The sequence below is a fragment of the Fluviicola sp. genome (assembly GCF_039596395.1).
In the GTDB taxonomy this organism is placed as follows: domain Bacteria; phylum Bacteroidota; class Bacteroidia; order Flavobacteriales_D; family Crocinitomicaceae; genus Fluviicola.
Genome location: NZ_JBCNJT010000001.1, coordinates 1,971,669 through 1,985,158, shown reverse-complemented (window position 1 = coordinate 1,985,158; position 13,490 = coordinate 1,971,669). Strand labels below are relative to the sequence as shown.

General features: G+C 44.6%; 16 protein-coding genes. 5 read left to right on the top strand and 11 right to left on the bottom strand.

What is annotated here, in order from left to right; genetic code table 11:
- Positions 1 to 40 precede the first annotated feature (40 nt).
- From ABDW02_RS08735 to rplS, 11 genes are all read right to left on the bottom strand, one after another.
- A complete protein-coding gene (locus ABDW02_RS08735) occupies positions 41 to 520 on the bottom strand; it encodes an MlaD family protein (protein WP_343634159.1) in 480 nt (159 codons plus the stop codon).
- A 38-nt stretch (positions 521 to 558) separates the two neighbouring features.
- Positions 559 to 867 carry a hypothetical protein gene (locus ABDW02_RS08730; RefSeq protein ID WP_343634158.1) on the bottom strand — a complete coding sequence of 103 codons (309 nt, stop codon included), beginning with the start codon at positions 865 to 867 and terminating at the stop codon, positions 559 to 561.
- Between the two features lie 3 nt (positions 868 to 870).
- Positions 871 to 1,335 carry a hypothetical protein gene (locus ABDW02_RS08725; RefSeq protein ID WP_343634157.1) on the bottom strand — a complete coding sequence of 155 codons (465 nt, stop codon included), beginning with the start codon at positions 1,333 to 1,335 and terminating at the stop codon, positions 871 to 873.
- Positions 1,336 to 1,344: 9 nt separating this feature from the next.
- Positions 1,345 to 2,304 (bottom strand): carbon-nitrogen hydrolase family protein, encoded by a 960-nt coding sequence (locus ABDW02_RS08720; RefSeq protein ID WP_343634156.1) that lies wholly within the window; start codon positions 2,302 to 2,304, stop codon positions 1,345 to 1,347.
- The gene (locus ABDW02_RS08715) at positions 2,295 to 2,885 is read right to left on the bottom strand and encodes a GNAT family N-acetyltransferase (protein ID WP_343634155.1); all 591 of its coding nucleotides are present in this window, start codon (positions 2,883 to 2,885) and stop codon (positions 2,295 to 2,297) included. Before ABDW02_RS08715 ends, ABDW02_RS08720 begins: the two co-directional genes overlap by 10 nt.
- Before the next feature lies 1 nt (position 2,886).
- Positions 2,887 to 3,288 carry a ketosteroid isomerase-related protein gene (locus ABDW02_RS08710; RefSeq protein ID WP_343634154.1) on the bottom strand — a complete coding sequence of 134 codons (402 nt, stop codon included), beginning with the start codon at positions 3,286 to 3,288 and terminating at the stop codon, positions 2,887 to 2,889.
- Between the two features lie 81 nt (positions 3,289 to 3,369).
- Positions 3,370 to 3,585 carry a Kazal-type serine protease inhibitor family protein gene (locus tag ABDW02_RS08705; RefSeq protein WP_343634153.1) on the bottom strand — a complete coding sequence of 72 codons (216 nt, stop codon included), beginning with the start codon at positions 3,583 to 3,585 and terminating at the stop codon, positions 3,370 to 3,372.
- A gap of 11 nt (positions 3,586 to 3,596) precedes the next feature.
- On the bottom strand, positions 3,597 to 4,499 hold the full coding sequence (locus tag ABDW02_RS08700; protein ID WP_343634152.1) for a M28 family peptidase: 903 nt from the start codon (positions 4,497 to 4,499) through the stop codon (positions 3,597 to 3,599).
- A 115-nt stretch (positions 4,500 to 4,614) separates the two neighbouring features.
- Positions 4,615 to 5,484: a nucleoside hydrolase gene (locus ABDW02_RS08695; protein WP_343634151.1), complete on the bottom strand. Its 870-nt coding sequence runs from the start codon at positions 5,482 to 5,484 to the stop codon at positions 4,615 to 4,617.
- A gap of 65 nt (positions 5,485 to 5,549) precedes the next feature.
- Positions 5,550 to 6,341, bottom strand: a complete 792-nt coding sequence (locus ABDW02_RS08690; protein ID WP_343634150.1) for a hypothetical protein — start codon at positions 6,339 to 6,341, stop codon at positions 5,550 to 5,552.
- A gap of 168 nt (positions 6,342 to 6,509) precedes the next feature.
- Positions 6,510 to 6,866 (bottom strand): 50S ribosomal protein L19, encoded by a 357-nt coding sequence (gene rplS, locus ABDW02_RS08685; RefSeq protein ID WP_294669741.1) that lies wholly within the window; start codon positions 6,864 to 6,866, stop codon positions 6,510 to 6,512.
- 185 nt (positions 6,867 to 7,051) lie between these two features.
- Between rplS and ABDW02_RS08680 the strand changes: the two genes are divergently transcribed.
- From ABDW02_RS08680 to ABDW02_RS08660, 5 genes are all read left to right on the top strand, one after another.
- Positions 7,052 to 7,489: a RimK/LysX family protein gene (locus tag ABDW02_RS08680; RefSeq protein WP_343634149.1), complete on the top strand. Its 438-nt coding sequence runs from the start codon at positions 7,052 to 7,054 to the stop codon at positions 7,487 to 7,489.
- 48 nt (positions 7,490 to 7,537) lie between these two features.
- A complete protein-coding gene (rimK, locus tag ABDW02_RS08675) occupies positions 7,538 to 8,416 on the top strand; it encodes a 30S ribosomal protein S6--L-glutamate ligase (protein WP_343634148.1) in 879 nt (292 codons plus the stop codon).
- Between the two features lie 2 nt (positions 8,417 to 8,418).
- Positions 8,419 to 9,399 carry a succinylglutamate desuccinylase/aspartoacylase family protein gene (locus ABDW02_RS08670; protein WP_343634147.1) on the top strand — a complete coding sequence of 327 codons (981 nt, stop codon included), beginning with the start codon at positions 8,419 to 8,421 and terminating at the stop codon, positions 9,397 to 9,399.
- Positions 9,396 to 9,872, top strand: coding sequence for an RNA methyltransferase (locus tag ABDW02_RS08665; protein WP_343634146.1), 477 nt, complete (start codon positions 9,396 to 9,398; stop codon positions 9,870 to 9,872). The genes ABDW02_RS08670 and ABDW02_RS08665 overlap by 4 nt, the downstream gene beginning before the upstream one ends.
- Positions 9,873 to 10,066: 194 nt before the next feature.
- Positions 10,067 to 13,489, top strand: a complete 3,423-nt coding sequence (locus ABDW02_RS08660; protein WP_343634145.1) for a PKD domain-containing protein — start codon at positions 10,067 to 10,069, stop codon at positions 13,487 to 13,489.
- The last annotated feature ends 1 nt before the right edge of the window (position 13,490 follow it).

The following is a 13,490-nucleotide window of genomic DNA, read 5'->3' as shown; positions in this document are numbered from 1 at the left end:
CTCTGGCATTCGGAACAAGAAGCGGTTTTGTTATCCATGCTTACTTCGTCTTCTCATTCACCTCGTGCACTTCCTGCTTGATATCGCGCAATTCGTTCAACATGGAGTCTTGTGTTTGAGCGGGTCTCTTAAAGCTTTCCTCCATCAGGTCGTTGAATTCCTTGCCCCAGTCTATTTCCTCGATGGCTTTCCCGTTCGCGCGGTGAGAACCGGTCAAGGCATATTTCGACCTTCCCGGAACGACATAAAGTGCATTGCTGAAAATTCCGTCTTTCCCGATCAGGAATTTGGAATCACGCGGCAAATGGTCGACTTTATCGAGGTGGATATGCACGTCCATTTTGTAATCATTGCTGAACTCGATTTTAGTAACGGTTCCTACATCCTGTTTTTTAATGATTACATAATCACCTTCCTCCAAACCATTGATTTCCTCAAATGAAATAACCAGGTCGCGCTTGGGATCACTGCAGGAGAACAAAATAACCGAAAGAGAAAAGATGAAAAGGAGTTGTTTCATATCGAAAGAATTTGGAACAAAGATACGAGATTTATCGCTTACCGCTTATTTCCGCAGGCAGCACAAAACGAAGCTTTTGGTGTGCGGTAAGGTTTTCCGCAGTTTTCACATTCCGGGCCGTACTGTGAAATTTGATGATGCATGATGGCGTTGGGAACCGTTTCTTTAAAACCTGTTAGTGTTTCATAATAATCCAGCAAAGGTTGAAAGCGTTCATGGATAGATCTTCCCGAATTTTTTAGTCTCTCTCCGAAAGCTTCACCGTAAAGTTTAGCAGCCACTTTAAATTCTTCGTCATCCAGCATGGGAACTTCCATCTGGCAGCGCCAGCACCAAAGCATTTTCATTCTTTATTTTGTTAATTCGGGAATATAATAACTTGCAGCATATTGAAGGTCTTTTCCACGTTTCAGGAATTTTTCAAAGATAGCATTGTATCGTTGCGGATTCAAAGGTGAATTACATGTAAGCACATCGTAAAATGTACCGTTTTCCCACGGTTCGATTCCATAAATGCCCAATCCCAGTTTTTCGACTCTTTGTAAAACAATTCGAAAGTCATCCGCAGAAAAGTACTTGATGGTTGGGCTGTCAAAACCGGTATTCAGATTTGTTAGTCCATAAAAGACATTTTCATCCAGGAAAATTTCTGCCGCAGTTCTTTCCGGATTCCCGATACTCATCGCTGTATATTTATCATAAGCCATCACATCAAAAACCTTTGACTGGCCGGTCTTCAGCCAGCGCTTGTAAATGAGTTTTCCGTTCATATACAGATACAACTCGTCACCTTTTAGTTCTTTGTAGTAAGCCATGATTCAGCTTCAGAGTAAATTTAAGGAGGATTTCATTTCTTCATTCTGATTCTGATTCTGATTCTCATTCCCATTCTGTTTCATCGAAACGATTTCCACGAAACAATTTCCATCCTGCATCGTCAAGTTCTGACTGTTCCTGAAATTCAATACCTGGCCGTTCTCCCGGATTTCGGCATTTTTGGAAAGGTCCAGTGTACGGATCAACCAGCCGGAAGTTTGTGCTTGTTCCTTCGCAAGGATTCCTTCGTCGTCGAAATCGCCGTCAGGTGAAGAGTAAAAGGCTGTGTAGCCGTAATTGATATCTACTGCCGGCGACCACAAAGCTTCATCAATTGTTTGGGAAACTCCCGTGTAAAGCTGTTGTTCCATGGCCCGTGCCCGTGCTCCGATGTGTACGCGTGTAGCGCCTTTGAGTGTTTCCGTACAGGAAGGAACCAATATGAAATCTGCTCCGGCTTCTGCCAGCAAATGTCCGCCGATCGGGAACTCAATATCGAAACAGATCTGGACTCCAAACTTCCCGAAACGGGTGTCAAATAAACGCAAAGCACCGTCGGAACTGGAAATTCCCCAGGATTCATCTTCGAAACGGGTCATGAAATGTTTGTCCTGGAAGGAGTAGCCTGTTTCCGTGAATACAAAACAGCGGTTCACGGTTTTATCTCCCAGGTCAACCGGGAAACTCGGTGCAACAAGTACACAGCGGTATTTTTCAGCTAATTCCCGGAAAAAATCAATAAAATAGGGTAGAAGTTCCTGCATCCGGTCGATCTGGAGTTTCAGATCATTCCGCACAGCCTCCGGGAATAATGAGGTCAATTCCATGCTTCCGTATTCCGGGAAAGTCAGGATTTGTGCACCTTGTGAACAAGCGCCTGCTACCCAATTTTCCGTATGGCTTTTCCAATCTTCCAGCGAGTGGTGAAATGTGATCGGATACTGCGCCAATGCTAGTGTTACTTCCATTCTTTGGTCCAAAAAATCAATTCTTTTTCTGTTTCCTGCGTTTCGTTGCGGTCGAGCCAGGACATGCGGCAGGAATAATTTTGTTTTTGATAGCCGCGTTTTGTCCAGAAAACGTCATTCGTGCGATAATCAGCCGGTTTTAAAGGATGGTCTTCCGGCCGGACAACCGAGCAGAAAGCCGTTGTTTTAAATCCGTTTTCCAGGGCGTGTTTTTCGCGCACATCAAAAAATAAGTGCCCGATTCCCCGTCCTCTGTATGCATCCAGTAAAATGCTCTCCCCGAAATAAAAGATCTCATCGATATCCATTCCCTGGTCCAGGAAGGGTTGCTGTATTTCTTTCGATTCGGCACTTAAAGGCATTCCGGTAGTTGCTCCAACGGGTTCTTCCCCGTCAAAGACAAGGAAAGCAATACTCAACGGATTTTTCGTGTAAATCTGCAGGTAGTTTTCTTCATATGCCTGTGAGCCTTCATACAGGTAGGGAAAATCGTAGAACACGCGGATACGCAATTGCCCCAGGTGCGGGACCAGTTTCGCGATGCCGTGTCCGGTTGCTGATTCGTAACGTAAGTGATTCACTTTATTGAGAAACCAGTTCGATCCACAATTCCAGGTTGTAATAGGTAGTCACCCGGGTTATTTTTCCATGTTGCACTTCCAGGAAAGCCGCTGCGGGAAGCACGTAAGTTTGTCCGTGAGCAGGAGGTAAACCTTCTTCTGCTTTTTTATACGTTCCGTGAACTACGAACTCAGCTGCAATGCGGCCAGCTGTTTCGGAGGAAAAAAGAACGATGTCCTTCAACGTTTCCGAGTAACTGGCATCCATGTGCTGCATGAATTCGGTAAATAGTTTTTTCCCGATGCGAGGCGTTCCCTGGTTGGGCTCGTGTTTGATGTTTTCGTCCACTAAAGACAACATTTCGTCCCAGTTTCGGGCATTGAACGCGTCGTAATACGCTTTTACGGTTTGTAAGTCAGTCATGATAAATTATAAATTCAATAATTATCAATTATCAAGCATTGATTTGCCAAGCTTGATAATTACTCCATTCATAATTGATAATTAATTCGGGCATTCCCCCTTCACATATTTCGTAATTCCGTGACACTGCGCGGTGCAGGCATTGGAATACGTTTTATTGTTGCATCCGCAAACCGGATCGTATTGCATGGTGCAGATACAATCGTCTTTGACTTTTTCGGTGCAATCTTCCTTTTTATTGCAGCTTTTAGCAGAAGTACCGACTGCTAAGATCGAAGCGAATATAACTAATTTCATAATCCGTGAATTTAAGCTAAGATACTCAAAAAAATACCGTCAATGACCAGCGCCATCTTGGAAATATTCAGCGTCCCCATCACATCGGTTTTTTGGTGGTAATTCTTGTTCCGGTAAAAGGCTGTATCTGTGATCATACAGGCGCTGAATCCCATTTTCCAGTAGTTCAGGTGATCGGAAAAGTCGATACCGGTAAGCGATTTCGGACCGTTGAATTTCTTCACCGGAAGCTTTGCAAAACGGTCCATGTGTTTGGTGAATTGGCGCACCGGTTTTCCCTTGCTGAATTGGTTGACGACCGTAATGTAATTTCCCCTGGAACCGTAAAACAGTTTGAGGAATCCGATCGGGTAATCCTGGGTGTGCTTTGCTTCGTTGAAATAGCCGATCATTTCCAGGCAGATCATTCCCGAAATTTTAGCATGAGATTGCTTGAGCGATTGTGCGTGGATAAAAGATCCCATGTACTCGGTACGGAAAAATGGCGGTTCTTCCAGTGTGTAAGCAACAAGTTCAATGTTTTGGTGCTGTTTCTGTTCGCGGAGCATGCGCGCAATTTCCAGTAAACCGATAATTCCGGAAGCGTTGTCATCTGCTCCTTCCTGGTTACCGCAAACATCGTAGTGCGCTCCGATGATCAGGCGCTCATTGATGGTGTCCCCGAAGCGGGCAATGACATTTCCATAAGTAATTCCATCAATCGAATAAGTCTGATAAAAAACGGTATCCGCATATTGCCGGAAATAGCTGTAAATGAATCCGGCGGTTTGGTCCAGCTGATCAGGATTCCGGTAATTGCGCGGCTTTTCTGTTTTCGTGAGTTCGGTCAAAAGTTCTTTGATCCGCATGGTATCAGCCTGTGCACAGGCTTTTGTACCGGAAAGAAAGAGAATCAGGAAGAAAAGATGCTTCATGTTTACGGGTTGAGAGAAGTTGTACAACCGGAAAGTAAAAATGTTTAACGGAATCTCTTTTTCAAAAAACCTGAATAGTCCGCCTCATTGAGTAAACTCCTCTCAATTCACAGTTTCACGGTTTCATGACCATCCAAAGATCTGATAAATCAGGAATGTAAGTTGTAATCATGGAGGAATGCTTGTCCGGATGCTTTTCTGCTTCCAGGCAGCCCCAGCCGCCACTTTTTCTATACGGAATGACTTCTGCCCAAAGCGCTTTGGAAGGATCGATTGCCAATAAACCGGCGACTGTGTCGTGAAGTGCTTTTTCTTTCAGTTCCACGGCTTTCAGGAACAAATCCAGTCCTTTATTGTGATTTCTGAAGGGTACCAGTAATTCTGCATCTGCTTTTGTGAAGATCGCGCCGTGGCAAACATTCTTGCTGATCAGACGTCTTTCCTTCATCGGGATAGCGATAAGCGCTTCAGCCGCCAGCGGGTTGCCGTTCAGGTTGAATGTCGGACAAGTGAGTTTTCCATCGAATTTTTCCAGACGGTATTCCTTCGGAATAATATTATCTCCTGCGAAACCTCCCTGGCAGAACCAGCGCTCAAAAAAAACTCCTGTTTCAAACAAAGCATGCGGATTTGTAAGAGCAGCGCCCGTTAGCAATGTACAGTCCGGGAATTGATGAAGTGTTTTTGCCATAATATGCGCGGCAGTATCATCTGCTTCCGAATGTTCGAAGTTTCCGACCCATTGCTGGTGAAAACCGGAAACGCGGCTGGCAAGAGATTTCGGGGTTCCGGCGCCGATGCTGACATCTTCCCTGTCGAGAAGTCGCAAAATATGGCGTACCACACCGATTTGGTCTGTTCCACCGGGATGCACGGAAACACTTGCCAAATGAACTTTGGGGTGCGTTGCTAAAATAGCCAGGGTCATTGAATCGTCGGGATCGGCGGTTTCCATATCGAAATGGAAGGGCAATTTAGGTTGCATGGTAGTAATTTTATATTTAGTGTATTAATTTTCGGCCGTAAAGATATTGAAAATATAAGAATGGATCAGTTTGCGAATGAAAAATCCACATGATAATGATCGTCATGCAAACTGTCTATCAGTTCACTCAGGTTTGTCGCAAAATAAATCCCGCTGGCTTTTAACTTCTTTCCGTATTCTGTGGTAAACAAATTGTCTTTCAATGCAATCTTCAGAATCACTTTGTCGATTTTCAAACCGTTTTTTTGGGCGTGTTTATCCAGTTCCAGGATGTGTTGCGCCATCAAATTGAAATCGATTGAGTAATGGTTGTCTTCCGTGTAAATACCGTTTTCATCGAAATCCATCAGGTAGTGCGGAAGCCCGGTAGTATTGAAATCCGTTGTTGAAATTCCGTTTTTCAAAAGCGGGGACATGAAATCTACGCTTAATCCGTTTTGATGGGTTTTGTGCGGCCAGATCTTCCCGCCGTGTTCATTCGAACATTCCATGAGCCCGAACTCAAATGCCGGGAGTATGGATTCAAACGTTTGGTAAGTAGCCAGCACGGTCCGGTTCACTTTTTCATGCGTAAAAGCGTGCTTGTTCAGATAGCTGGTAGAATCGAAATAAATAAAGTTGGGGCCTTTGAACGGGAAGATGCGCCCATTCTTTAAACTGCCGTTGCTGACTGTTCCCGAAGAAATGCTTGGAGTTGTGTTTGATTGATACTGATCATAGAGCTCCCGGATCGGATCTGCCTGCTGTTTCTTTTCAGGGGTTGTTTGGAGAGCAGGTTCGGTGGTTTCGATTTGACCGGTACATGCCTGCATGAGCAGAAGCGGGAAGAGGATCGGAATGATTTTCATACGGCGCATCTGGCAAAGTTAATGCCAATTTTTAGCCGCGAAGATGATTGAAATAATAAAATAGCGCTATCGAAGAGAGATTTAATAATCAGAAGAAGGAAAGCCTCAGGTAAATTTTTAAGCACAAAAAAACCCTGACAAAAAGCCAGGGTTTGTATATGGAGAATAATCTTCGACTTAGTGAGAGAAGCTTCTTTTTTCCTTGATACGTGCTGCTTTACCAGTAAGACCACGGAAGTAGAAGATACGTGCACGACGTACGGCTCCACGCTTGTTTACTGTAATAGTATCAATGAAAGGAGAAGAAATAGGGAAGATACGCTCTACACCTACGTTTCCTGACATTTTGCGAACTGTAAACGTTTCAGTTGTACCTTGACCACGACGTTGTAAAACAACACCCTGGAATTGCTGAATACGCTCTTTGTTTCCTTCTTTAATTTTGTAAGATACAGTAACTGTATCTCCAGCTCCGAATGCTGGGAATTCTTTCAATTCTACTAGTTCTTTTTGAAGCTCTCTGATAAAATCCATGACTCTAATTTTCTTTCACTATCCCGTAATTGGGGGTGCAATATTAGGAATAATTTTTCATTTTATGATAGTTTGTCCTAACTTTTTTTTATTTGAACTCATTTTTCTCTTCCGAATCGCTTTTTTTCTAATTTCGACTACCGAAAAACAAACTTCTTTGCAAAGATAGTGAGAATATGGAGGCTGTGGATAAGAAAATACTCGGGCGTAAGGATTTGGTTTCCTTTCCGGAATTTGAGCTGGAAAATGTACCCGTAAAAATTGATTCGGGAGCGTATTCGAGTTCCATGCATTGTCAGTCTATTGAAGTGATTGAATTCGGTGAAAAAGAACAACTCCGGGTAGTCTTTCTCGATGCCGGAATTTCAGGTTTTACAGGAAAAGAAGTTGTCTTCAATGATTTTAAGACAAAGGTCGTAAAGAGTTCGAACGGAATTGCCCAGGAACGATTTTTTGTTAAAGGAACGGTACGCCTGTTCGGACAAACATATGAAACCGTATTTTCGCTGACAGAACGAACGGGTTTGAGAAATCCTATTCTGCTGGGGCGCAGGTTGCTGAATAAACGCTTCCTGATTGATACCTCCAAAACCAATTGTTCTTATAAATACGAGAATAAGTAACTAAGTATATTGATCGAAGGAAAGGGATGAGCCTTTCGGAAAAAAAGAATGAAAATTGCCATTTTATCTCGCAATCCCCAATTGTACTCTACCAGACGTTTGGTGGAAGCGGCAGAAAAACACGGGCACGAGGCACATGTGATCGATCACTTGCGCTGCAATATTGAAATTGAACAAAAAGGGCCGTCTTTATTTTACGGTTCCGACTACCTGGAAGGTTTTGATGCGGTGATCCCGCGTGTGGGAGCATCTGTTACGTTTTACGGAACCGCGGTGGTGCGCCAGTTTGAAATGATGAATGTCTTTTCAGTAAACAGTTCGCGTGGAATTGTGCACTCACGCGATAAACTGCGCTGTTTGCAGGTGCTTTCCAAAGAAGGCATCGGTTTGCCGAAAACGGTTTTTACCAACTATTCCCGGAATGTGGAGCACGTGGTTGAATCTGCCGGTGGTGCACCCGTTGTCCTGAAATTGCTGGAAGGAACACAAGGTTTGGGTGTTGTTTTGGCAGAAAACCAAAATGCGGCCCAGTCGGTGCTGGAAGCATTCAACGGGTTGAAAGCACGTGTCATTGTACAGGAATTCATCAAAGAAGCTGGTGGTGCGGATATCCGTGCATTTGTGGTAGATGGAGAAGTAGTCGGTGCGATGAAACGCCAGGGAAAGGAAGGTGAATTCCGTTCGAACCTGCACCGTGGAGGAACAGCAACAATCCTGGATCTCACTGAAGAAGAAAAACGAACGGCGATCAAAGCGGCAGAAGCTGTTGGATTGGGTGTTGCTGGTGTTGATTTATTGCAATCTTCCCGCGGCCCTTTGGTATTGGAAGTGAATTCCTCTCCGGGTCTGGAAGGTATTGAACGAGCAACCGGTGTTGATATCGCAGGGAAAATCATCGCTTTTATTGAGAAGAATGTAAAAAAATAGAAATGGCCCGAAAGTTCTACATACTTGGAAAAGAAATTCTGCCCGGTCAAAGTGTTGAATTGAGTATGGATGTGGCGAAACTGCATACGCATACGCCTGTCCAGGTGCCGGTTTTTGTTGAGCGTTCGTTGAAAGACGGACCGATCCTGTTGCTCATGGCCGGAATGCACGGGGATGAGATCAACGGAATGGAAATCATTCGCCGGGTAATTCGCAAAAAGTGGAACAAACCGATCTCAGGAACAATTATTTGCCTTCCGGTATTCAATATTTTCGGGTATTTGAACTTAACGCGTGAACTTCCTGACGGAAGGGATTTGAACCGGAGTTTTCCCGGGTCAAAAAATGGTTCGCTGGCAAGCCAGTTTGCCTACCAGTTTATGAACCAGATTGCGCCGAATGTAGATATCGTCATTGACTTTCATACCGGATCGGCTCAGCGCTCCAATATTGCTCAGATCCGCTGTTTGCTTTCGGATCCGGTCAGCATGGAATTGGCGCAGGTTTTCAATCCGCCGTTTATCGTTCATTCCGGGTATATTTCCAAATCGGTGCGGGAAGCCCTGAATAAAATGGGGAAGAAAATCCTGTTATTCGAAGGAGGGAAAACCAATTCGATCGATGAAACCATTGTGGAGGAAGGATTGCTGGGGATTCAGCGCATTCTGAACCATTTCCACATGAAAAATTTCAAGCTGGAACAACCCGAAAATGATACGATTGTGATCAAATCTTCCAAATGGCTGCGTGCTCCGCAGTCGGGAGTGTTCCATGCCGTTGCTAAGAACGGGCAATACGTCGAAAAAGGGGAAGTGATCGGTTATGTAAGCGACCCGTATGGTTCTTCCGAGCGAAAAATCAAATCCAATTCAAAAGGATATATCATTTGTACCAACGAAGCGCCTCTGGTGAATAAGGGAGATGCGATCTTCCACATCGGAAGTGCGATGAATATAGACAAACTCAAGGCTTCCGATTTATGAAAACTTCAAATATCCAGGGATATTGTGCTATAGGTGTTTTCAATGCAAAAACCGACCACAATATCGGAACCTTATGGCGATCAGCTTATATTTTGGGAGCTTCTTATATTTTTACGGTCGGAAAACGCTACAAAAAACAAACTTCCGATGTAACGCGTACCTGGGCACGTATCCCATATTTTCATTACGATACTTTGGAAGATTTGTGCGAAAATATTCCCTACGACTGTCATTTGATTGCAGTTGAACTAACCGACGATGCAGAATTCCTGCACGATTTCGAGCACCCGAAACGCGCAATTTACCTGCTGGGATCGGAAGATCAGGGATTACCGGAATCTGTTTTGGCAAAATGCCGGAAAGTGATCAAACTTCCCGGAAATTCCTCCCTGAATGTGGCCGTTACCGGAAGTATCGTACTGCACGATCGTGCCGCAAAGTTGAAGCCCGATCTTCCACCCAACCATCGCTGAATCTTAGTTAAAACTAGCTGAATAGTTACGCTTTTTCGACAAATTATAAACGGTGTTAAATTCGTAACTAACTGATTTTTATTTTCAATTTCCATGTTTCGTTGTGTAAATAGCATGTTTCGCTTTTTTAATTTTAGTTAAAGTCTATCACGTATGAGCTATCTTTGCAAGCTCAAAACTGAGGTAGCTTTATTATGTTCAGATTTATACAACTTTTCCTGCTGGCGTTTTCCCTTACCATGGTGGTAGGTTCGCATGCGCAGAGAGACACCGTTTTTTGGTTCGCAGCTCCGGATGTTTCAGCCGGGGTGGGGCAGATTCCCGTTAAACTTCGTTTTCAAACTTACGATCAGCCGGCAACGATTACCGTTACTGAGCCTGCAAACGGAGCTTTTGTTCCGATGACGCTTACAATGCCTGCATTTTCAAGCGACAGTATTGATTTAAGTTCGGTCATTTCCCAGGTTGAAAGTCCAGCGGCAAATGTCGTTTCGAATAACGGGATCAAAATCAGTTCTACCGGCCTGATCAATACGGTATATGAAGTCATCGCACCGAATAACAAAGAAAGTTTCAGTTTGAAAGGCGGAAAAGCTTTGGGAATTAACTTCTATACACCGTTCCAGAAATTCTGGAACAACGCGGCGACTTCTCCGACAACTTATTCCGGGATTGAAATCGTAGCGACTCAAAACAATACCACGGTCTTGATTACACCCAGAACAGCCATTACGGGGCATGCGGCAAATGCTACTTTCTCCGTGGTGCTGAATGCCGGGCAAACATACAGTGCCAGGGATATGGATGTGAATGCAACAACCAGCCTTGCCGGTTCCATTGTTTCGGCAAATAAACCCATTGCACTGACTGTTTTTGACGGACAATTAATTCAATCGACCTGCGCGGATATGATCGGTGATCAGTTGATCCCGACTCCTTCTATCGGAACGGATTACGCAATTTACAAAGGAACTTCTACCGGTGACCGTATTTACGTACTGGCTACCCAGAATGCTTCTTCCATCGAAGTAACAGGAGCTACAACTACCACAACATTGATCAACTCTTCCGAAACACTGGAAATTCCGATGACGGATCAGTTGATGTATATCAAATCCACCAAACCGATTTATGTATACCATGTTTCCGGGTTTGGCTGTGAATTGAGCGGGGCTGTTGTTCCGAGTTTGAACTGTAAGGGAAATAACACCTCGGCGTTTTCCCGCTCCGGAAGTGACTCATTGGGAGTTGTACTTGTAACGAGAAGCGGCTTTGAAGGAAACTTTTTATTAAACGGAACAGCGGGTGCAATTACTGCCGGAATGTTCCAGACAGTTCCCGGAACAGGCGGACTATACAAAGCAGCGCGTATTTTCTTTTCAACGGCACAGGTTCCTCCGAATAGCCATAACATGATCTCGAACGCTTCGGATATCTTTACGATGGCAGTGATATCAGGCGGAGGCGTAAATACCGGTGCGAGTTATGCATACACGACCGATTTCTATGCAACGGCATTTTCACAGGCAGGACCAAATGATACGGTTTGTGCGAATGTAAGTTATACACTAAACGGAATCGTGGGAGGAGGAGCCGTAACAGGGGCATGGTCGAGTAACGGTTACGGATCTTTCCAGAACGGGTTGAATTCTGTTCCGAATACTTATATTCCAAGTCCTCTGGATACTTTAATCAGTCCTATCCGCATCATTTTGTCCACTACCGGTTTTTGCCCGGTTGCAAAAGATACTTTGTATTTGGAAATTACTCCCGCGCCGCTTGTTAACGCAAATACCGACCAGTCTATCTGTGAAAACAACTCTGTGATCCAGCTGAACGGGATCATCGGTGGAGGAGCAGCTACCGGGATCTGGACAGCAAATGGTTCTGGAACGTTCTTACCGGATGCATCTGCTTTAAATGCGGCCTATGTGCCTTCCGCAGCTGATTTGACGGCCGGTACGGTTCAGTTTGTATTAACATCTACGAATGCGCCTTCTTGTGCAATGGTTTCCGATACCATGGTGGTTACATTTACCAATGCAGCAACCGTTGAGGCGGGGCCTGATACACTGATCGTTTGTGCGAACAACGCAAACGTTTCCTTGTCAGGAACAGTAAGCGGGCCAACTACAACCGGAAAATGGCTGACTAGCGGTACCGGGATTTTCTCCCCGAACAACAGCTCGTTAAACTGTACCTATATTCCAAGTGTAGCTGATACAACGGCCGGTTTTGTCTGGCTTTACCTGGAATCCACTTCCAACGGGAACTGTAACCCGGTTCAGGACAGTATTTATGTTTCGATCAATGATGCGCCGCGCGTGGATGCAGGGCCGAATCAGTTGAAATGTTCGAACGCTACATTGGTTCAGCTGAACGGAAGTGTTAGCGGCGGGCCTTTCGGTGGAGTCTGGAGCGGTGGGTCCGGATCATTCAGTCCGGCTACTTCCACATTGAATGCAACCTACACACCAACAGCATCCGAAGTTTCCAACGGAAGTGTTGTTTTGACTTTAACTTCGACCAACAACGGAACATGTGCAGTTGTTTCAGATGCTATCCAGATCAACTTTGTGGCACCTCCATTTGCAAATTTCAGCGGAACAAACGTGTGTGAAGGCCTTCCGACAGTATTTACAGACTTTTCACTTCCTGGTTCAGGAACTTTGACAAACTGGTCTTGGGTATTCCAAACCGGTCAGACTTCTTCAAACCAGAATCCGAGCTATAATTTCGGAGTGCCGGGTTCTTATCCCGTACAATTAATTGCAACGAATTCCAACGGGTGTAAAGACACCGTTTCGATTTCCGTTTCGGTATTCGACAAGCCGGTTGCTGATTTCAATTCCGTGAACTCCTGTCCGAATAACCAGGTTACGGTTTCTTTCACAGATGCTTCTACAAGCTCTGAAACGATCAATTACTGGTTCTACGATTTCGGCGGACAGGGATCTGCCGCAATGGCAAATGTCAATCAGCAGTTTGCAAGCGGTGGAACGTATACGATTACACACATCGTTTCTACCGTTAACGGATGTTCCGATACGATCATTGAACCGATTACGATCGATCCGCTTCCGGATGCAGGTTTCTATTACAATTCCAACGGAGGAATGAACATCGGTGCAGTCTTTAATTTCATCGATACATCGGATTATGCGGTGAGTTATTCCTGGAACTTCGGGGACGGATCGACTGCTACTTCCATGAATCCGAGTCATACGTATTACGGTAACGGGAATTACTACATCGTTCTGCAGGTAACGAATGCTTTGGGGTGTGTTGACAGTGCCATCCGTTTTATAGCGATCAATACCGTTACAACGGAAATCAACACCTTGATCCCTACGATTATTTCACCGAATGGCGATAGCTCAAATGATGTCTGGAAGCTCGATTTCCTTGAACTGGCTTACCCGAACGCACACATTGAGATCTACAACGAGTGGGGGCAAACGGTTTTCACTTCTGACGGATATGAAACTCCGTGGGATGGTACTTATAAAGGAGAACCGGTTCCGGATGGCAATTACTTATTCGTTATTCAGTTGAATGCAAATGCTGATCCCGATATATACAAAGGAGTATTAATGGTGTTAAGAAAACGAGATTAAG

Coding starts and splice junctions, on each gene's coding strand:
- ABDW02_RS08695 (WP_343634151.1), bottom strand. CDS start 5,484: ATGCAACCTAAATTGCCCTTCCATTTCGATATGGAAACCGCCGATCCC.
- ABDW02_RS08660 (WP_343634145.1), top strand. CDS start 10,067: ATGTTCAGATTTATACAACTTTTCCTGCTGGCGTTTTCCCTTACCATG.
- ABDW02_RS08710 (WP_343634154.1), bottom strand. CDS start 3,288: ATGACTGACTTACAAACCGTAAAAGCGTATTACGACGCGTTCAATGCC.
- ABDW02_RS08735 (WP_343634159.1), bottom strand. CDS start 520: ATGAAACAACTCCTTTTCATCTTTTCTCTTTCGGTTATTTTGTTCTCC.
- ABDW02_RS08690 (WP_343634150.1), bottom strand. CDS start 6,341: ATGCGCCGTATGAAAATCATTCCGATCCTCTTCCCGCTTCTGCTCATG.
- ABDW02_RS08725 (WP_343634157.1), bottom strand. CDS start 1,335: ATGGCTTACTACAAAGAACTAAAAGGTGACGAGTTGTATCTGTATATG.
- ABDW02_RS08705 (WP_343634153.1), bottom strand. CDS start 3,585: ATGAAATTAGTTATATTCGCTTCGATCTTAGCAGTCGGTACTTCTGCT.
- ABDW02_RS08720 (WP_343634156.1), bottom strand. CDS start 2,304: ATGGAAGTAACACTAGCATTGGCGCAGTATCCGATCACATTTCACCAC.
- ABDW02_RS08700 (WP_343634152.1), bottom strand. CDS start 4,499: ATGAAGCATCTTTTCTTCCTGATTCTCTTTCTTTCCGGTACAAAAGCC.
- ABDW02_RS08665 (WP_343634146.1), top strand. CDS start 9,396: ATGAAAACTTCAAATATCCAGGGATATTGTGCTATAGGTGTTTTCAAT.
- rimK (WP_343634148.1), top strand. CDS start 7,538: ATGAAAATTGCCATTTTATCTCGCAATCCCCAATTGTACTCTACCAGA.
- ABDW02_RS08730 (WP_343634158.1), bottom strand. CDS start 867: ATGAAAATGCTTTGGTGCTGGCGCTGCCAGATGGAAGTTCCCATGCTG.
- ABDW02_RS08670 (WP_343634147.1), top strand. CDS start 8,419: ATGGCCCGAAAGTTCTACATACTTGGAAAAGAAATTCTGCCCGGTCAA.
- rplS (WP_294669741.1), bottom strand. CDS start 6,866: ATGGATTTTATCAGAGAGCTTCAAAAAGAACTAGTAGAATTGAAAGAA.